This window comes from Pseudomonas atacamensis, assembly GCF_017167965.1.
Lineage (GTDB): Bacteria > Pseudomonadota > Gammaproteobacteria > Pseudomonadales > Pseudomonadaceae > Aquipseudomonas > Aquipseudomonas atacamensis.
This window is the reverse complement of record NZ_CP070503.1, coordinates 1,719,254-1,737,328: the sequence shown is the minus strand read 5'-3', so window position 1 is coordinate 1,737,328 and position 18,075 is coordinate 1,719,254. Positions and strand designations below refer to the sequence as shown.

Annotated in this window: 16 protein-coding genes; 4 read left to right on the top strand and 12 right to left on the bottom strand. The window is 62.0% G+C overall.

The window, feature by feature from the left end; translation table 11 throughout:
• Positions 1 to 3: 3 nt before the first annotated feature.
• Positions 4 to 1,404: an aminotransferase-like domain-containing protein gene (locus JWU58_RS07945; RefSeq protein WP_123443618.1), complete on the bottom strand. Its 1,401-nt coding sequence runs from the start codon at positions 1,402 to 1,404 to the stop codon at positions 4 to 6.
• A 190-nt stretch (positions 1,405 to 1,594) separates the two neighbouring features.
• A complete protein-coding gene (locus JWU58_RS07940) occupies positions 1,595 to 2,356 on the bottom strand; it encodes an SDR family oxidoreductase (RefSeq protein ID WP_206421727.1) in 762 nt (253 codons plus the stop codon).
• A 237-nt stretch (positions 2,357 to 2,593) separates the two neighbouring features.
• On the opposite strand from JWU58_RS07940, the gene JWU58_RS07935 reads away from it, so the two are divergent.
• Positions 2,594 to 3,598, top strand: a complete 1,005-nt coding sequence (locus JWU58_RS07935; protein ID WP_206421726.1) for an NADP-dependent oxidoreductase — start codon at positions 2,594 to 2,596, stop codon at positions 3,596 to 3,598.
• A 126-nt stretch (positions 3,599 to 3,724) separates the two neighbouring features.
• On the opposite strand, the gene pyrF is transcribed toward JWU58_RS07935, so the two are convergent.
• A complete protein-coding gene (pyrF, locus tag JWU58_RS07930; RefSeq protein ID WP_123443619.1) occupies positions 3,725 to 4,423 on the bottom strand; it encodes an orotidine-5'-phosphate decarboxylase in 699 nt (232 codons plus the stop codon).
• 262 nt (positions 4,424 to 4,685) lie between these two features.
• Here pyrF and JWU58_RS07925 point away from each other — a divergent pair, with 262 nt between their 5' ends.
• Positions 4,686 to 5,435: a response regulator gene (locus JWU58_RS07925; RefSeq protein WP_130887415.1), complete on the top strand. Its 750-nt coding sequence runs from the start codon at positions 4,686 to 4,688 to the stop codon at positions 5,433 to 5,435.
• Positions 5,435 to 6,484 (top strand): ATP-binding protein, encoded by a 1,050-nt coding sequence (locus JWU58_RS07920; RefSeq protein WP_206421725.1) that lies wholly within the window; start codon positions 5,435 to 5,437, stop codon positions 6,482 to 6,484. The genes JWU58_RS07925 and JWU58_RS07920 overlap by 1 nt, the downstream gene beginning before the upstream one ends.
• A 1,239-nt stretch (positions 6,485 to 7,723) precedes the next feature.
• On the opposite strand, the gene JWU58_RS07915 is transcribed toward JWU58_RS07920, so the two are convergent.
• The 9 genes from JWU58_RS07915 to JWU58_RS07875 form a co-directional block, all read right to left on the bottom strand.
• Positions 7,724 to 8,764, bottom strand: coding sequence for an AI-2E family transporter (locus tag JWU58_RS07915; protein WP_016773659.1), 1,041 nt, complete (start codon positions 8,762 to 8,764; stop codon positions 7,724 to 7,726).
• Between the two features lie 69 nt (positions 8,765 to 8,833).
• A complete protein-coding gene (locus JWU58_RS07910) occupies positions 8,834 to 9,640 on the bottom strand; it encodes a DUF4892 domain-containing protein (protein WP_206422168.1) in 807 nt (268 codons plus the stop codon).
• Between the two features lie 115 nt (positions 9,641 to 9,755).
• The gene (locus tag JWU58_RS07905; RefSeq protein ID WP_206421724.1) at positions 9,756 to 10,610 is read right to left on the bottom strand and encodes an alpha/beta hydrolase; all 855 of its coding nucleotides are present in this window, start codon (positions 10,608 to 10,610) and stop codon (positions 9,756 to 9,758) included.
• Positions 10,607 to 11,413, bottom strand: coding sequence for an alpha/beta fold hydrolase (locus JWU58_RS07900; RefSeq protein WP_041479594.1), 807 nt, complete (start codon positions 11,411 to 11,413; stop codon positions 10,607 to 10,609). Before JWU58_RS07900 ends, JWU58_RS07905 begins: the two co-directional genes overlap by 4 nt.
• 152 nt (positions 11,414 to 11,565) lie before the next feature.
• Complete coding sequence (locus tag JWU58_RS07895) at positions 11,566 to 12,009, bottom strand: hotdog fold thioesterase (protein WP_016773655.1); 444 nt, start codon at positions 12,007 to 12,009, stop codon at positions 11,566 to 11,568.
• 31 nt (positions 12,010 to 12,040) lie between these two features.
• Positions 12,041 to 13,696 carry an AMP-binding protein gene (locus tag JWU58_RS07890; RefSeq protein WP_206421723.1) on the bottom strand — a complete coding sequence of 552 codons (1,656 nt, stop codon included), beginning with the start codon at positions 13,694 to 13,696 and terminating at the stop codon, positions 12,041 to 12,043.
• A 204-nt stretch (positions 13,697 to 13,900) separates the two neighbouring features.
• Positions 13,901 to 14,353, bottom strand: a complete 453-nt coding sequence (gene sixA, locus JWU58_RS07885; RefSeq protein ID WP_125926509.1) for a phosphohistidine phosphatase SixA — start codon at positions 14,351 to 14,353, stop codon at positions 13,901 to 13,903.
• Entirely contained in the window at positions 14,350 to 14,697 is a 348-nt protein-coding gene (locus JWU58_RS07880; protein ID WP_122507621.1) for a DUF4389 domain-containing protein, read from the bottom strand. Before JWU58_RS07880 ends, sixA begins: the two co-directional genes overlap by 4 nt.
• Positions 14,698 to 14,727: 30 nt before the next feature.
• Positions 14,728 to 15,753, bottom strand: coding sequence for an NAD(P)H-dependent glycerol-3-phosphate dehydrogenase (locus JWU58_RS07875; protein WP_024013958.1), 1,026 nt, complete (start codon positions 15,751 to 15,753; stop codon positions 14,728 to 14,730).
• 245 nt (positions 15,754 to 15,998) lie between these two features.
• Between JWU58_RS07875 and JWU58_RS07870 the strand changes: the two genes are divergently transcribed.
• A complete protein-coding gene (locus tag JWU58_RS07870) occupies positions 15,999 to 18,074 on the top strand; it encodes a TonB-dependent receptor plug domain-containing protein (RefSeq protein ID WP_206421722.1) in 2,076 nt (691 codons plus the stop codon).
• Position 18,075: the final 1 nt, after the last annotated feature.

Genomic DNA, 18,075 nt, shown 5'->3' with positions numbered 1-18,075 from the left:
TTTTCAGAATGCTGGAGGTCGATCCGCGCAAGTATTGCGAAAAAACTGCCGCGCCCGAGGGTCGCAGGCACAGGCCACATTGATGCGCTGCCAGTCACCGCACTCACCGCTGGGACTGAAGGCGTCCGCTGCTGATAACTCCAGTCCGCAACGCTGGGCCTGCCTGCGCACCGACGTCTGGTCGCGCAAGCGCGCCCGCGCCCAGATAAACAACCCGCCAACCGGCTTGCCGAACACTTCCCACTCGGCATCTTCCAGAGCCTGCAAGGCCGCCGCGCGATCGGCATTCAAGCGCTGGCGCTGGCGCTGCACCAGTTTGCGATACGCGCCGGTCGCCATCAGTCTTGCCAATACCGCCTCGGCCAGCCTCGAACAGCCCAGGCCGCTGATCATCTTGACCTCGGCCAGGCGCGTCAGCAGTTCGCTGTCAGCCAGAACAAAGCCGATCCGCAACGAACTGCTCAGGGTCTTGGAGAAGCTGCCGACATAAATGACCCGGCCGCCATGGTCCAGCGCTGCCAACCGCGTACCGCTGCCGGTGTGCAGATCAGCGTAGACGTCATCTTCGATCACGCGCAGGTCGTAGGTCTTGCTCAATTGCACGATGCGCTGGGCGACGGCAGGCGTCAGGCAACTGCCAGTGGGATTGTGGTGATGGCTGCCGATGAACAAGGCAGCGGGACGAAACTGACGCAGCACTGACTCGAGCATGTCGATGTCCGGCCCGCTCGGTGTCCGACGCACTTCGAGCATCTGTACGCCGTGCAGGCGCAGCAGGTCAAACAACGGTGCATAACCAGGCGTTTCCACCACCACGCAGTCGCCGGCCTTGAACAGGGTGCGCACGATCAGATCGAGCGCATGACTGGCACCGCTGGTGCTCATCAGCCGGGTATTGCAAGCGTCGATGTTCAGCAGTTTGAGACGCTTGGCAATTTGCTCGCGCAACGCTGGCAGGCCCAGCGGCGAGCTGTAGTTGAACAGGCTGGCCATGTCGGTGCGCGCCACCTCGCGCAGCGCATAGCTGAGGTCGTCGGGCTCACGCCAGCTCGGCGGCAAGCCTCCTTGCCCCAAAATCAAGCGGCCCGTCGAAGCGCTCACCTCATCGCACCACGCATGGCGGCCCTCGAACACTGCCAGTTCCGAGTCCGTTTCGCGCAACGGCGGCGAGGCCGCGACGATGAATCCCGCGCCCTGACGCGCAGTCAACACACCTTGCGAAACCAGGCGCTCGCAGGCTTCGACGACACACGACTGGCTGAGCAGATTACCCCGGGCGATTTGCCGTACGGAGGGCAACCGGGTGGCAGGCGGGATGCCGCTTTGCACAATCCAGTCAGTCATTCCGTCGACGATCTGCTGCACGACCGGCACCATTGCCTGTCGGTCAATTCTCAGTTCCATGAGCTCGCAAACTCCTGTCAGTTTTGCTGGCAGCAGTAAATCACAGCCGCGCCGCCGAGGCTGTGCGACAACGCCGCCAAATGCGGCAGTTCTAACGGTTTGATACACATTGTTTAGCGGTATTCACACGGACCAACCGCGAGGTACAAAAAACCCGCACGCAGGCGGGTTCTTAAAATTACGGCAACTTTCAGAACGCTGTCACGCCGCCATCCACCGCCAGCGAATGCCCAGTGGTGAACGCTGCGCCATCGCTGCACAGATACAGCACCGCGCTGGCGATTTCCTCGACCTTGCCAATGCGCCCGACCGGGTGCATGGCGTTGGCGAATTCGCCCTTCTTCGGGTCGGCTTCGTAGGCACGGCGGAACATGTCCGTATCGATCACTGCCGGGCACACTGCGTTGACGCGGATTTTCTTTTTCGCGTATTCGATCGCCGCCGACTTGGTCAGGCCGATCACCGCATGTTTCGACGCCGCGTAGATGCTCATCTTCGGCGCCGCACCCAGCCCGGCCACCGACGCCGTGTTGACGATCGCGCCACCGCCCTGCGCCAACAGCAATGGCAACTGATACTTCATGCACAGCCAGACGCCTTTGACGTTGACGCCCATGATCGCGTCGAACTCGTCCAGCGTACCGTCGGCGAGTTTGCCTTTCTCGATTTCGATCCCGGCGTTGTTGAAGGCATAGTCGAGCCGACCGTAGGTATCGATCACCTCATCCATCAGATTTTTTACATCGCTTTCCACCGTCACGTCGCAGCGCACGAAGGACGCTTCGCCACCGGCTGTACGAATAAGCGCCACCGTGCCTTCGCCGCCAGCCGCATCCAGGTCAGCCACCACCACTTTCAGGCCTTCGGCGGCAAACACCAGGGCTGTCGCGCGACCGATGCCGTAGGCGGCTCCCGTGATTACAACCACCTGACCGGAAAACGTCATGCTCATGGGTATGTCCTCGAATGCAAAAAAACTGGGAGATGTTGGCGTCGCAGCATAGCCAAGGGCAGCGAAAGCACGTCAGCACTATGCAATCGCTGTTTACCGGCGCATGCGCCGCAGTGATGAAACCCGCCCTGTAACCATCACTGCACTGGATCGACTCGCATTCGCCGTATCAGCCAACCTTGCGACATCGCCGTTGAAGAGCTATCAACAAGGCTTCATTCCATTCGAGTGCCTGTCATGACCAACCAGACCAATCGCCAGTTCCTGCTCGCCAAACGCCCGGTGGGCGCCGCGACCCGCGAGACTTTCACTTATCAGGAAGTACCGGTCGGCGAGCCACAGGCGGGACAGATTCTGGTGAAAAACGAATACTTGTCCCTCGACCCGGCCATGCGCGGCTGGATGAACGAAGGCAAGTCCTACATCCCGCCGGTCGGTCTCGGTGAGGTCATGCGCGCACTGGGCGTGGGAAAAGTCATCGCCTCGAACAATCCTGGCTTCGCCGTCGGCGATTACGTCAATGGCGCCCTCGGTGTGCAGGATTATTTCCTCGGCGAGCCGCGCGGTTTCTACAAGGTCGACCCGAAACTCGCGCCATTGCCACGCTATCTGTCTGCACTGGGCATGACCGGCATGACCGCCTACTTCGCCCTGCTCGACGTCGGCGCACCGAAAGCCGGTGACACCGTGGTGCTGTCCGGCGCGGCCGGTGCGGTGGGCAGCGTGGCCGGGCAGATCGCCAAAATCAAAGGCTGCCGCGTCGTTGGCATTGCCGGCGGGGCCGACAAGTGCAAATTCCTCATCGACGAACTGGGCTTTGACGGCGCCATCGATTACAAGGCCGAAGACGTCGTGGCCGGTCTGAAGCGCGAATGCCCGAAAGGCGTGGACGTGTACTTCGATAACGTCGGTGGCGACATTCTCGACGCGGTGCTGAGCCGCTTGAACATGAAGGCGCGGGTGGTGATCTGCGGCGCGATCAGCCAGTACAACAATAAAGAAGCGGTCAAAGGCCCGGCCAATTACCTGTCACTGCTGGTCAATCGCGCGCGCATGGAAGGTTTTGTGGTTATGGACTATGCCGCGCAGTTCGCCAGCGCCGCCCAGGAGATGGCCGGCTGGATGGCCAACGGGCAGCTCAAGAGCAAGGAAGATGTGGTTGAAGGACTCGAGACGTTCCCGGAAACGCTGATGAAACTGTTCAACGGCGAGAACTTTGGCAAGTTGGTGTTGGAGGTTTAAGGCCAGCCTGAAACCAATGTGGGAGTGAGCCTGCTCGCGAAAGCGGAGGATCAGTCGGTAATGATGCCGACTGACACTCCCTCTTCGCGAGCAGGCTCGCTCCCACAGTTGGATCTTCAATAAGCTTTAGGCAATTTCGGCTACGACTGCGGCCAACGCCTGGGCCGGGTTCGGCGCCTGGCTGATCGGACGGCCGATCACCAGATAATCGGAACCGGCATCCAGTGCCTGACGCGGGGTCAGAATGCGCCGTTGATCGTCTTGCGCGCTGCCTGCCGGGCGAATCCCCGGGGTCACCAGTTGCAGCGACGGGTGCGCGGTTTTCAGCGCCGACGCTTCCAGCGCCGAACAGACCAGACCGTCCATCCCGGCCTTCTCGGCCAGCGCCGCCAGACGCAGCACTTGTTCCTGCGGCTCGATATCCAGACCGATACCGGCCAGATCCTCGCGCTCCATGCTGGTCAGCACGGTCACACCAATCAACAACGGTTGCGGACCACTGCGCTTGTCCAGCTCTTCGCGGCAGGCGGCCATCATGCGCAGGCCACCGGAGCAGTGCACATTGACCATCCACACGCCCATCTCGGCAGCGGCTTTCACGGCCATCGCGGTGGTGTTGGGGATATCGTGGAATTTCAGGTCCAGAAACACTTCAAAACCCTTGTCACGCAGGGTGCCGACGATTTCCGCCGCGCAACTGGTGAACAGTTCCTTGCCCACTTTGACCCGGCACAATTTCGGGTCCAACTGGTCGGCCAGCTTCAGTGCGGCGTCACGGGTGGGGAAATCCAGGGCGACGATGATAGGAGTCTGGCAGGCGGACATGGATGGGCTCTCAGGCTGGTCGAAAACGGCGCGCATTGTAGCGGAACCGGCGGCAGCGCGGCACCCGATGATCGGTAAATCGTCGCGCTGGCGGTTATCAGCTTAGCCCGCACGGCTATTGTGTCGACTCCGATACACAGCCGACACGCCGGCAACACGCATACGGGTTAGCCTCGCCCGGCGCAACACGTCCTTACAACAGCACTTCCCGCCTCCCGGCCGGACGCCTATGCTGAAACCACCACTGGCAGCGAACAGCCCCATGCACAACACCCCGACAACCATGACGGATGAAAGCAAAGACGACAAGCGCTGGAGCATCCGCGCGCTGATCGTCGATGATGACGTGCCGATCCGCGAGCTGATGATCGATTACCTCGCCCGTTTCAACATTCACGCCAGCGGCGTCACCGACGGCGCGGCGATGCGCCAGGCGCTGCAGGGCGAACATTTCGACGTCATCGTCCTCGACCTGATGCTGCCCGGCGAAGACGGTCTGTCGCTATGTCGCTGGCTGCGCGCCGAATCGCACATACCGATCCTGATGCTCACCGCCCGCTGCGAACCCACCGACCGCATCATCGGCCTGGAACTGGGCGCCGACGATTACATGGCCAAACCGTTCGAACCACGCGAACTGGTCGCCCGCATCCAGACCATCCTGCGCCGCGTGCGCGACGACCGCAGCGAACAGCGCGCGAACATTCGCTTCGACAACTGGCGGCTGAACAGCGTCCTGCGCCAAGTGGTCGCCGACAATGGCCTGGTAGTGCCCTTGTCCAACGCCGAATTCCGCCTGCTCTGGGTCTTCATCGAACGCCCGCGCCGCGTGCTCAGCCGCGAACAACTGCTCGACGCCGCTCGCGGTCGCTCGATCGAAGCCTTCGACCGCAGCATCGACCTGCTGGTCTCGCGCCTGCGGCAAAAACTCGGTGACGACCCGAAAGCCCCGCAGTTGATCAAGACCGTGCGCGGCGAGGGTTACCTGTTCGACGCGCGGGACATCGGCTGATGAAGGCGCGCTTGGACACCCTGTTCGGTCGCCTGTTCGGGGTGCTGTTCGTGGCGATTGTCCTGGCGCACCTGCTGGCCTTCGCCTGGTTCAGGCTCTACGGCCCTCCTCCGCCCCCACCACCGCCAGAGTTCTCAACGAACATCGACGGCCAACCGCCGCTGCACAACGCCGCTTACCCACCGAGGCAAACACGCCCCTGGTTCGGTGGCCCGGTGGTACCGCTGACCTTTCAGTTCATCACTCTGATGATTGCCGCCTGGTACGGCGCCAAGCTGCTCAGCCGGCCGATCCAGCGCCTGAGCGACGCCGCCGAGCGCCTGAGCGAAGACCTCGACAGCGACCCCCTCGACGAATCCGGCCCGCGCGAAGCCCGGCAAGCGGCGCACACCTTCAACCTCATGCAACGGCGCATCCGCGAACAGGTCCAGCAACGCGCACGCATGCTCGGCGCCGTCTCCCACGACCTGCGCACGCCACTGTCACGGCTGAAACTGCGCCTGGAAAACATCAGCGACGACAAGCTGCAAAGCCAGATGCGCCAGGACCTGGACGACATGATCGGCATGCTCGACGCCACCCTCACCTATCTGCACGAACAACGCACCAGCGAAGCCTTGCAGTTGCTGGACGTGCAGGCGCTGGTCGAATCGCTGAGCGAAAACGCCCAGGACCAGGGCGCCGATGTACAGGTCAGCGGCCACTGCTCGCCTTTGCCAGTACAACCGATGGCGCTGCGTTCGTGCATCAACAACCTGCTGGACAACGCCCTGCGTTACGCCGGACAGGCACGGATTGAACTGTTGGAACAGCGCGAGGAATTGCTGATTCGGGTGATTGATCACGGACCGGGGATTGCTGAGGACCAGCGTGAAGCCGTGTTTGAACCGTTCTACCGACTGGAAGGCTCGCGTAACCGCAACTCCGGCGGCGTAGGGCTGGGCATGACCATCGCCCGCGAAGCCGCGCAGCGGTTGGGTGGGCAATTGAATCTGGAGGAAACACCGGGGGGTGGGCTGACCGCCATTGTCCGGTTGCCACGGGGCTGAGGCCCAGCCGACTTGAAGTGTGAGCGAGCCTGCTCGCGAAAGCGTCTGATGATTCAATGCCTTGGTCGAATGTATCGGCCTCTTCGCGAGCAGGCTCGCTCCCACAATGAAACTGAGTGTATTCGGTAGATATTGGTTGGATGTGAGGGCGCAATCGCTGGCAAGCCAGCTCCCACAGGGATCGAGTGGTTTCAGAGAGAGATGGGTTGGCTGCCAGGCCGCCTTCGCGAGCAGGCTCGCTCCCACAATGAAACTGAGTGTATTCGGTAGATATTGGTTGGATGTGAGGGCGCTATCGCTGGCAAGCCAGCTCCCACAGGGATCGAGTGGTTTCAGAGAGAGATGTGTTGGCTGCCAGGCCGCCTTCGCGAGCAGGCTCGCTCCCACAACGAAACTGAGTGTATTCGGTAGATATTGGTTGGATGTGAGGGCGCTCTCGCTGGCAAGCCAGCTCCCACAGGGATCGTGTGGTTTCAGCGAGAGATGGGTGGCTGCCAGGCCGCCTTCGCGAGCAGGCTCGCTCCCACAATGAAACTGAGTGTATTCGGTAGATATTGGTTGGATGTGAGGGCGCTATCGCTGGCAAGCCAGCTCCCACAGGACCGAGTGGTTTCAGAGAGAGATGGGTTGGCTGCCAGGCCGCCTTCGCGAGCAGGCTCGCTCCCACAATGAAACTGAGTGTATTCGGCAGATATTGGTTGGATGTGAGGGCGCTATCGCTGGCAAGCCAGCTCCCACAGGCATCGAGTGGTTTCAGAGAGAGATGGGTGGCTGCCAGGCCGCATTCGCGAGCAGGCTCGCTCCCACAAAATCAAAATCAAAAGCAAAAGCAAAAGCAAAAGCAAAAGCAAAGCAGCGCAGCTGCCGCGGCGAAGCCGCCCCACTCAACAATGAGCGCAAGCTCGAGTGCTCTTGATCTTGATCCACCGGCGACGTCGGAAGGCTGAGTGGAGGGATTGATCCGGGCGTGGGAGCGCAGCGACCGTCTGGCGCAGCCAGACACAGCGGAAGGAGGTGCAGCGAAGCAAACCGTAGCCGCTGCGCCCGGATCGATCCCGCAGCGAAGGAACCCGAGCCTGCGAGGGCCGAACGCAGGAGCAAGCCTTTTGGGTTACCTTTTTGGCGTTTGAAAAAGGTGACCCGCCGTAAGGGCGGAACCGTAATCCGCAACACCCGCAGAAACGGATATTCACCCAAAACCCCAAGAGCATGGTCGGCCCAAAGGCCGCCAAGCCCCCCCTAGACCCGAGCCTGACTCTTACTCCAATCCGTCAAAAGACTATAAGCCACCGCCAACAAAGTAGGCCCAATAAACAACCCGATAAAGCCAAACGCAATCAACCCGCCAAACACCCCGAGCAACACAATCACCAACGGCAGATTGCCGCCACGGCTGATCAGATACGGCTTGAGCACATTGTCCACGCCACTGATGATGAACGTCCCCCAGATCCCGAGAAAGATCGCCATCCCGTACTCACCCTTCCACACCAGCCAAGCCGTGGCCGGCACCCACACCAGCGGTGGCCCCATCGGAATCAGACTCAGCATAAACGTGACGATCCCCAGCACCAGCGCCCCAGGGACCCCGGCAATGAAAAAGCCGATCAACGCCAGCACCGCCTGCGCCGCCGCCGTACCAATCACACCGTTGACCACCCGCTGCACCGTGCCCGCCACCAATTCGATGTAATAACCGGCACGATCGCCAATCAAGCGCTGCAGCAGACTGTGCACAAACGCCGCCAGTCGTGGCCCGTCACGGTAGAAAAAGAACACGAACACCAGGCTCAGCGTCAGCTCGAGAATCCCGCCGCCGATCTGCGCACTGCGCGCCAGCAGCCAGTTACCGACCTGGCCCAGATACGGCTTGATCGAGACCATCAACGCCGCGCCCTGCTGATCGATGCTGTCCCACATCGCCACCAGTCGCTCACCGACCAAAGGCACGCTGCCAAGCCAGGTCGGCGCTTCCGGCAAACCGTCGACCTGCACATCCTTGATGAATGCCGTGGCATCGCGCACATGATCGGCAAGATTGAAACCCAGCCACACCAGCGGCGCCGCCACCAGCAACATCCAGCCCAGTGTCAGGATCAACGCGGCCAGCGATTCGCGGCCATTGAGCGCGCGGGTCAATAAACGCATCAGCGGCCAACTGGCGAACGCCAGCACCGCGCCCCAGAACAGCGCCGACCAGAACGGCGCCATCACCCACAGGCTGGCACCGAATAACACCAGCAGCAGAATCTGCACCAGCAGGCGATCGTTATTGAGCATGGAAAGTCCCGGCAAAGTCAGTCAGCGAAAGAGTAGGCGAACACCGCGTGCGTGCTCGCCCGGCACAGCTTATCGCAACAGGTCGATGCGCAGGCCAGAGCCTTCGAGATTGCCGGTTTCCATCCGGGTCGCCCGCACACCCTGAGTGATCAACGCCTGGCGCCAGGCTTCGGCCTTGGGCCCGGAAACCGTGACCCGCAAGGTCGTGTCGAGATTCAGGCCACGGGAAATCAGGCGCAACCAGGTGGCATCCGGCTCATCAGCGAGTTTCGGGAAATCCAGCTCGCCGGTGCTTTTCAACTGGCGCAGCAGGGTCGCCGAGGTCGGCAACAACTCGCCCAACGGCGCAGTCGCCTCGAACTGTTCGACATGCAGATAGGCTTTGCGATTGCCGCGAGTGATGCTGTAGAGCGCCACCAGCGTGTTGTCCTTTGGCGCCGCCAGCCTGAGCAACAGATAGGCCTGTTGTTCGTCAGCGCCATACAGCTTGGCGTTGCCGAACACCTCGTTGGCCCACAGGCTGCTTTCGCCGCAATCGCGGGCCTGGCACCAGAACAGCAATTCGGCATCCTGCTGTTGCAGGGCTTCGCGGGCGGCAGTAAAGGCTTCGGTGGCGGAATGTTCCGGCGGCAACTCGTAGGTTACCGAGGTGGTCTGGCCGCGGGCGGTGACCTGGCCGTCGAAGCGCAACTGGCCGCTGATCTTGCGGATCGAACCCAGCGGGTAGATGCGCTCCAGCTCGGCCGCCGGGCGATAGTCGACGATCTGTGCGTCGGCCAGACGCGGCACGATTTGCAGATCCTGGCTGCCCGGCACATCGGCAGCGAAGGACAAGGAGCTGAAGCAGCACAGCGCGAAAAGACTGAGTGGCCGCATAGTCAGGCTCACCGGACGGTCATGGCTGGGCGGGTCGGGGTCGCAGCGGTATAGAAATCCATCAAGTTTGTCTCCTGTTTCAACCCGCCCAGCCTCGGCAGTTGCCGGTAGCAAGTCAAGGCATGGCGAAGAAGCGATTGAAACAGTCTGCTACAAGACCTGCGCCAGCCTCGTCATTCAGGTGCAGATGATGCCCGCCCGGCAACTGTTCGTGACCGAAGGGTAGACGCTGGAGCAACTCAGGATGCCTGGCCAGCATGCCATCCGCCGCGACCACCAGATGCGCCGGGCAACCGACGCGCGAGGCAAATGCCATTGCCTGTTCTTCCGTCAGGCGCAGCGGCGATGGCAGGGTCAGGCGATTGTCGGTGCGCCAGGTGTAACCGCCGGGCACCGGCATCAAACCGCGCTGGGCCAACAGTTCGGCGGCCTCGCGACTGACTGCCACCAGGCCTTTCATCCGCGCCTCAATGGCACGCTCGAGGCTGCTGTAGACCGGTTTGCGCTTTTCGCGCAAATCGAGTTGCGCCTGCAGGGCCATGCCCATGCGCTCGGCGGCGTTTTCGCCTTTGTCTGTCGGAGGAATCACGCCATCGATGAGCGCCAGATGGCTGATGCGTTCAGGCAGCGAACCGGCCAGCACCATCGAGACAATCGCGCCCATCGAATGCCCGAGCAGGCCGAAACGCTTCCAGCCCAGCTGCTCGGCGACTTGCAGCACATCATGGGCGTAGTCCCACAGGGCATAACCGGCGCCGCTTGGCCGATGAGCGGAATGACCATGGCCGGCCATATCCAGCGCGACGATACGCAAACCGTGGAGCTTCGGCGCCAGCCGCGCGAAGCTGTTGGCGTTGTCGAGCCAACCGTGCAACGCGATCACCGGCAAGCCGTCCTCGGGGCCGAACAGATGCGCGGCCAACTCGATGTGCGGCAGGTTCAGGCGCACTTCTTCGCAGGTCGGGCTCATGCGCAATCCTTGTTCTGCCGCTGTTCCCAGCGCATGAACAGATTCTTGAGCAGCCGAGCCGTGTCCTGCGGGCGCTCCAGCGGGAACATGTGCCCGCCAGGCATGCTCAGCGCCTCGCCCTGGGGCAGGCGCGAGACGAAACGTGTGTGATGGCGCATGACCACCCGGCTCTTGTGCCCGCGCACGATGGCCAGCGGCACCTGCAACTGGCGGGTGCGCCCCGGACTGGTGTGCGGCACGCCGCGATAAATGCTGATTTCCGTGGCTGGGTCAAAACGCAGACGCAGCTTGTCGTCGACCTGATGCAAACCGTGTTGCAGGTAGGCATCGAAGCATTCCGGGTCGAAGCCGCGAAACAGGGTTTTGCCGGAAAAGTAACTGCGTGCACTGTCGAGATCGGCGAATTCTTCACGGCGTCCGAGGGTGCGCCCGGCCGGGGTCAGCCGGTCAATGAAACCAAAGCGCTTGGCCGCGCGAATCACCCACTGATCGGTGCGGGTCAGCACCGGCGAGTCGAGCATCACCACGCCGCGATACAGCTCGGGACAGCGCAACGCCGCGTGCAAGTGCAGCAGACCGCCAAAGGAGTGGCCGACGCCCCATACCGGCTGCTCCTGCTGCTCGAGGTGATGGATCAATTCATCGACCAGGTTGTACCAGTTGTCGTCTGCCGGAAAACGCGGGTCATGGGCGTGCTGCTCCAGATGCGCGACCCGATACTCCGGCGCCAGCGCCGCGAACAACTTGCCATAGGTCCCCGAGGGGAAGCCGTTGGCGTGGGCGAAAAAGATCGGTTGCGACATGCGGGCAAATCCATGAGCGGGAATCGTGGCGTTGATTGTCCGCAAGACCCGGCGCCACAGCAATGACCATAACTGCCAGAAATGGTGGTGGAGACGCTTCGCAAGCAAAAGACCACAACACCGAAGGCTGCGATCTTTTGATCTACAACCTGTCAACGCAGCGGCGGCTGTTCCCCCAGCGGCACCACCGCCATGGTCAGGCGCGATACGCAACTGGCCTTGCCTTCGTCGCTGGTCAAACGGATGTCCCAGACATGCGTGGTGCGCCCGATATGAATCGGCGTGGCCACCGCCGTCACCCGCCCGCTGCGCAAGCCGCGCAAGTGGTTGGCGTTGATCTCCAGGCCGACGCAATAGAACTTGCTGGCATCGATGCACAGATAACTGGCCATCGAACCTACGGTTTCCGCCAGCACCACCGATGCGCCGCCATGCAGCAGGCCGTAAGGCTGGTGGGTGCGATGGTCGATGACCATGCTCGCGGTCAGCGACTGTTCGTCGAAGGCTTCGAAGCGAATATCCAGCACTTCGCCAATGGTGTTCTTCTGGATTGCGTTCAACTGTTCGATGTCGGGAGTAGTACGCCACAAGCTCATCGCAGACTTCCTTTGTTGTTGTAATCGATGCTCAATCCTGCCACAGCACCGCCTCGCTGCGCGCGCTCCATTCTTCGAAGCGTGCGCCGTAGCGGTCTTCGATGACGTTGCGTTTGATTTTCAGGGTTGGCGTGAGGAAGCCGTTATCCACCGCCCAGTTGTCCTTGACCACCACCAGCCGGCGCAGGCGTTCGTGCTTGTCGAGGGCGGCGTTGACCTCTTCCAGCAGCTTTTCCAGGCTCGCGTGCAGACTGGCACGAGGCTCTTGCTGATTGACGGTGGACAGCACGCACAACCCCAGCGGTGCACTCAGGCCATCGCCGACCACGCACACTTGTTCGATGCGCGAATGCACCGCCAGGCGGTTTTCGATCGGCGCCGGTGCGACGTATTTGCCCTTGCTGGTCTTGAAGATTTCCTTGAGTCGCCCGGTCAGGCGCAGGCGCCCTTCGCTGTCCTGCTCACCCTTGTCGCCGGTGCGCAGAAAGCCGTCTGCGGTGAGTGTCTCAGCAGTTTTCTGCGGTTCCTTGAAATAGCCGAGCATGTTGGCCTGGCTGCGCACCTGCACTTCGCCGGACTCATCGATGCGCACCTCGACTTCAGGGCACGGCTGGCCAATCCAGCCTTGCTTGTATCGCCCCGGCAGGCAGATATGCGAATAACCGCAGCCCTCGGTCATGCCGTAGACCTCCAGCACATCGAGGCCAAGTTTCTGATACCAGGCGAGCAAGGTCTGCGGCACCGGCGCGGCGCCGGACAACGCCACGCGCAAGGCATCCAGGCCGAGCCCGGCCAGCACTTTGTGCCCGACCCGCTTGCCGATGAAGGGCAGGCCGAGGAGAAAATCCAGGCGCTGCGCCGGAATCTTGCTGTACACGCCCATCTGGAATTTGGTCCAGATACGCGGCACGCCGAACATAGCGGTCGGCCGCGCGCGCTGCAGATCGGTGATGAAGGTGTCGAGGCTTTCAGCGAAGAACACCGTCTGCCCGGTATAGATCGACGCCAGTTCGACAAACATGCGCTCGGCGACGTGGCACAGCGGTAGATACGACAGCAGCCGATCGTTCTCATTGAGCCCGAACAGCTGCGTGCCACGACTGGTGGCGAAACCGAGATTGGCGAAACTGTGCATCACGCCTTTGGGCAGGCCGGTGGTGCCGGAGGTGTAAATGATCGTCGCCAATTGCTCGGCGGCGGGACGTGGATCGTCCTGGATTGGCGAACAGCTCTGCAGGTCCGCCCAGCTGTAATCGAACTCGCCTGGCGGATGCAGCGGCAGGCTGATGGTCGGCAGGCCCGTCGGCACGCCTTGCGCCATGCCCACCCAGTCATCGAGCTTGCCGATGAACGCCAGCGCACTTTCCGAATGCGTCAGCACCTGCGCCACGGACTCGGCGGTGAGATTGGGGTACAGCGGCACCGACACATGTCCGGCCATCCAGATCGCCAGATCGGCGATGATCCAGTGCGCGCAATTTTTCGAGATCAGGGCGATGTGGCTGCCGGGCGGCAGCTCCCGCGCCCGCAACCAGTGCGCGGCGCAGCGGGCCTGATGGCCGACATCGGCCCACGTCAGCGTCTCCACCTGACCACCGCCGATGGGCTGCACCAGAAAGCGCTGGCGCGGGTGCCGGGCTTCCCGTTCGTAGAACACGTCCAGCGGCAAACGGAAGGCGGCAGACATGCGACTCGCTCCTGTTTTTTTTGGTCTGGAGCAAGCGTAGTCAACCAAGCAAGTGCTTGGTTGGAATTTTCAAACAAATAATTTCATGGGTTGGCAGAAATCATTGTGGGAGCGAGCCTGCTCGCGAATGCAGTATGTCAGCCCCAAAAAGGGTGAATGACACGCCGCCTTCGCGAGCAGGCTCGCTCCCACAGGGATATGGCGTTAAGGGTGCTTGAGGCTGTTGAGCTTCATCGAGCCGATCAGCAGTTCGCTGTGCTCAAGCTCCGCCAGCCCCGCTGTACTGACCTTCTCCGACGGATGCCCGGCGCCGTGCTGCAGATAGCTGAGCAGATCGCCCACCAACGGGTTGTGGCTGACCAGCAGCACATTGCTCACCGCGACCAATTGCTCGGCGACCTTGTCCGGATCGCTCTCCGGCGTCAGCCACTCGACCGTACGGATCTCCGGCTCGAACCCCAGCGCCTCGCGCACGATCTGCGCGGTCTGCTGCGCGCGCAGATAAGGGCTGGCGTAAATCGCCGTCAGCGGCTGGCCCATCAGATGCGCCGCGCTGCGCAGGACTTCTTTACGACCATGCTCGGTCAGCTCGCGCTCGGAATCGATTTTCGAGCCGTGAGGCACCGCCTCACCATGACGCAATACCCACAGTTTCATAGCTTGGGCTCCTCATCGCGCACCGGGTGCGCGGTCGGGGCGACGGTGTGCGGCGCTTCCCCTTCCGGGGTGCGCGGCGCTGGCCAGTCGGCGAACGGCCAGGGCTTCTGGTCACTGTGAAACGTGCCGAAGCGGCCGATCTGCGCGAGGAACTGGCTGAGGCTGTCGCCAAAATTCATCAGGCTGGCGCTCGGTGCGCCGTAGATCAGGCGGTAGATCAGTTGCACCAAGACCACCGCGCCGAGGATGAACTGCGCGACTTGCCAGACCAGCAGATAAACGATCATCCACAACACCCGCAGGAGGATGGATTCGTACTGGGTTTCGCTTTTCGAATCGTTCATGGCTTGCTTCCTGTCCGTGTAACAGCTGAATCAGTTGAAACCGCTGGTGGAAATAAAGTCGACGTCGGTTTTCGGCTCGGCACGCATCAGTAGACCGATCACCTGCTCCAGCGTGCGTCCCTCGAACAGGATCGCGTGCAGCCCGGCGACCAGCGGCATGTACACGCCGACTTCCTGGGACTTGGCCTTGAGCACTTTGAGGGTGTTGACCCCTTCGGCGACCTCGCCAAGACGCGACACCGCTTCGTCGAGGCTCAAGCCCTGACCGAGGGCGAAGCCCACCTGGTAGTTGCGGCTTTTGGGCGATGAACAGGTGACGATCAGATCGCCAACCCCGGCCAGACCAAGGAAGGTCATCGGGTTGGCGCCCTGATTCACCGCAAAGCGGGTCATCTCGGCCAAGGCGCGAGTGATCAGCATGCTCTTGGTGTTCTCGCCCATTTCCAATGCCACCGCCATGCCGGCGATGATCGCGTAAACGTTTTTCAACGCCCCGCCCAGCTCGACACCGAAACGGTCGGCGCTGGCGTAGACGCGGAAGGTGCGCCCGTGCAGGGCGGCTTGCACCGCTTTGCACAGTTCTTCGTCTTCACTGGCGACCACCGTGGCGGTCAGTGCGTGCTCGGCGATTTCCCGCGCCAGGTTCGGACCGGACAACACGCCGATGCGCGCCTGCGGGGCGATCTCTTCGAGAATCTGGCTCATCAGCTTGAAGGTCTGCGCTTCAATGCCCTTGGTCAGGCTGACCAGCATCTTGCCGCTCAAACGCTCGGCGTGGGCGGCGAGTACCGTGCGCAAGGCGCTGGATGGCAGCGCGACAAAGCACAGATCGCAGGCATCGAGAGTGGCTTGCAGGTCGGTGACAGCGGTCACCCCTGGCAAAATCTTGATGCCTTTGAGGTAACGCGGGTTTTCGCGATTGACCCGGATGGCCTCGGCCTGCTCGGGGTCACGCATCCACTGAAGGACTTGATGGCCGTTCTCGGCCAGCAGATTGGCCACGGCGGTACCAAAACTTCCGCCTCCCAGGACCGCAATCGGGCGCTGTTCAGTCATATGCAATCCGTTAATCCATACCAGTGGCGATGCCGGGCATTATACGGGGCGACCTGATGGCGGCCAGCCCCAGCAACAATTACCGACATTTGTAGGAAGAAGACCAATAAAACCTAGGAAAATGCCTGCAACGTCACTGGAAAAGTCGCCGCCCTCGGTTAACATGCGCGCCAATTCTTCTCTCTGCAGGCTGTGTCGTGTTTTCTGGCCCTCCTCCCCCGCGCTCGCCCCTGTTACTCGCGCTGATGTTCAGCCCGCTGGTGCTGGCGGACGATCTGTTCGTCGACAGCCAGACGCTGCCGCAGGTGCTTACCGCTACGCGCCTGAAGCAGACGCCGGCGGAAGTGCCGGGAAGCATGACCGTTCTCGACAGCGAACTGATCAGCGCCAGCGGTGCCCGCGACATCAGCGAGCTACTGCGACTGGTGCCTGGGATGATGGTTGGCAGCATCAACGGCAATCAGCCGGCGGTGAATTACCACGGCACCAACGCCAGCGAAGCACGGCGCATGCAAGTGTTGATCGATGGCCGCTCGGTGTACCGCGCCGGCCTGGCGACGGTGGACTGGAGCGATATCCCGGTAGCGATGGAAGACATTGACCGGATCGAGGTGTTTCGCGGCCCGAACACGGTCAGCTACGGCGCCAACGCGCTGATGGCGGTGATCAACATCATCACCCGCCACCCGGCCGACAGCCATGGCACGCGTTTGAAGATCACGCGCGGCCAGCGTGGCATCAACGACTTTTATGCCAGTCAGGGCACCGGGTGGGATGGCGGTGATCTGCGCCTGTCGCTGTCCGGCCAGGAAGACGACGGTTTCGACAGCGACCGCAACGGCGCCGATTATCGCGACAGTCGACGCTTGAATCGTCTGAGCCTGGCGGTCAGCCACGACCTCAATGAAGGGCAAAGCCTCGACTGGCAGCTCAACGCCAAGGACGGTAGCAATCAGCGGCCTTATACCTACCGCCCGGTGTTCTCGGGGATTACCGACGCCGGGAACAATTCCGACGTGGTGGCCAAGGATTACGCCGGTTCGGTGCGCTGGAACCTCGATATCAACCCCGAACACAGCCTTTATGTGCAAGGTTCGGCGCAGCACTGGGATCGCCAGCAAGTCTGGCGCGCCTGCGATGCCGAGGTGTCGTTCAGCCCCGAGCTGGCGCAGCTGTGGCAGCTCAACCCGAATTACACCGAACGGCTGGCGCGCAACATCAACCAGTTCACCGGCCCCGGCGCGGCACCCGGCACGCCGCAGGAAATGGCGCTGGCCAATCAAGTGCTCGAGCAATGGCGCAACGGTGCCAGCCAGACCTTGTGCGGCGATATCGACCAGAGCGCCCGCGAATCGCGCTACGACCTCGAGCTGCAGGACACCCTCAGCCTGTCCGACAGCCTGCGCCTGGTCAGCGGCCTGAATTACCGCTACGACCGCGCCGATTCCGAAACCTACTTCAACGGCACCCTCGACGACACCACCTGGCGCGCCTTCGGCCAACTGGAATGGCGCGCCACCGAGCACTGGCTGGTGCAGGGCGGAGCGATGTTCGAAGACACGCAACTGATCGGCAGTTCGCTGACCCCGCGCTTCGCGGTCAACTACCTGATCAACCCGCGTCATGGCCTGCGCGCGGTGTACTCGGAAGCGATCCGTTCGCCGGACATGTTCGAGAACAACGTCAATTGGAGCTATCAGGTCAGCAACCTGCGACCCTCGGCTTACGGCCAGTCGTCGGCGCGCTATTTCGTCAAGACCCGTGGTCCCGGTGATCTCGATCAGGAACACATGCGCTCGCGGGAATTGGGCTACAACGGCTACTTCGCCGAACTCGGGCTGGCCGTGGACGTGAAGCTGTTCTACGACGAAATCACCGGGATGATCAGCGAGCCGCTGCGCAACAACCAGTACATCGCCAGCAACGCCAACAGCTCGCGCTTTCGCGGCACCGAAACGCAACTCGACTGGCGCCTCAGCAGCGCCGACCGCTTGCGTTTGACCTACGCCTTCGTCGACGCCGAGGCGAGCAATCCGCTGGACCAACAGTTCACCTCGCGCAACAGCGGTTCCGCCGGTTGGCTGCGCAATTGGGGCCATGGCTGGAACAGCGCCCTCTTCTATTACGGCGACAACGCGCTCAACGGCTATCGCTTCGAACGCGTCGACACGCGCATCGCCAAACGCATCGCCATTGGCAAAGCTCAGCTGCAATTGGCCGGCGTGCTGCAACAGCGCCTCGACCATCAGCCGAACACCTTCGTCGACAATAATTACGATGAACGCCGGGTGATGTATTTCAGTGCCGAGCTGGAGTTCTAGG

What these genes read in the sequence shown, in the direction of transcription:
- JWU58_RS07945 (WP_123443618.1), bottom strand. Translation starts at nt 1,404, where the DNA reads ATGGAACTGAGAATTGACCGACAGGCAATGGTGCCGGTCGTGCAGCAG.
- JWU58_RS07940 (WP_206421727.1), bottom strand. Translation starts at nt 2,356, where the DNA reads ATGAGCATGACGTTTTCCGGTCAGGTGGTTGTAATCACGGGAGCCGCC.
- JWU58_RS07935 (WP_206421726.1), top strand. Translation starts at nt 2,594, where the DNA reads ATGACCAACCAGACCAATCGCCAGTTCCTGCTCGCCAAACGCCCGGTG.
- pyrF (WP_123443619.1), bottom strand. Translation starts at nt 4,423, where the DNA reads ATGTCCGCCTGCCAGACTCCTATCATCGTCGCCCTGGATTTCCCCACC.
- JWU58_RS07925 (WP_130887415.1), top strand. Translation starts at nt 4,686, where the DNA reads ATGCACAACACCCCGACAACCATGACGGATGAAAGCAAAGACGACAAG.
- JWU58_RS07920 (WP_206421725.1), top strand. Translation starts at nt 5,435, where the DNA reads ATGAAGGCGCGCTTGGACACCCTGTTCGGTCGCCTGTTCGGGGTGCTG.
- JWU58_RS07915 (WP_016773659.1), bottom strand. Translation starts at nt 8,764, where the DNA reads ATGCTCAATAACGATCGCCTGCTGGTGCAGATTCTGCTGCTGGTGTTA.
- JWU58_RS07910 (WP_206422168.1), bottom strand. Translation starts at nt 9,640, where the DNA reads ATGCGGCCACTCAGTCTTTTCGCGCTGTGCTGCTTCAGCTCCTTGTCC.
- JWU58_RS07905 (WP_206421724.1), bottom strand. Translation starts at nt 10,610, where the DNA reads ATGAGCCCGACCTGCGAAGAAGTGCGCCTGAACCTGCCGCACATCGAG.
- JWU58_RS07900 (WP_041479594.1), bottom strand. Translation starts at nt 11,413, where the DNA reads ATGTCGCAACCGATCTTTTTCGCCCACGCCAACGGCTTCCCCTCGGGG.
- JWU58_RS07895 (WP_016773655.1), bottom strand. Translation starts at nt 12,009, where the DNA reads ATGAGCTTGTGGCGTACTACTCCCGACATCGAACAGTTGAACGCAATC.
- JWU58_RS07890 (WP_206421723.1), bottom strand. Translation starts at nt 13,696, where the DNA reads ATGTCTGCCGCCTTCCGTTTGCCGCTGGACGTGTTCTACGAACGGGAA.
- sixA (WP_125926509.1), bottom strand. Translation starts at nt 14,353, where the DNA reads ATGAAACTGTGGGTATTGCGTCATGGTGAGGCGGTGCCTCACGGCTCG.
- JWU58_RS07880 (WP_122507621.1), bottom strand. Translation starts at nt 14,697, where the DNA reads ATGAACGATTCGAAAAGCGAAACCCAGTACGAATCCATCCTCCTGCGG.
- JWU58_RS07875 (WP_024013958.1), bottom strand. Translation starts at nt 15,753, where the DNA reads ATGACTGAACAGCGCCCGATTGCGGTCCTGGGAGGCGGAAGTTTTGGT.
- JWU58_RS07870 (WP_206421722.1), top strand. Translation starts at nt 15,999, where the DNA reads ATGTTCAGCCCGCTGGTGCTGGCGGACGATCTGTTCGTCGACAGCCAG.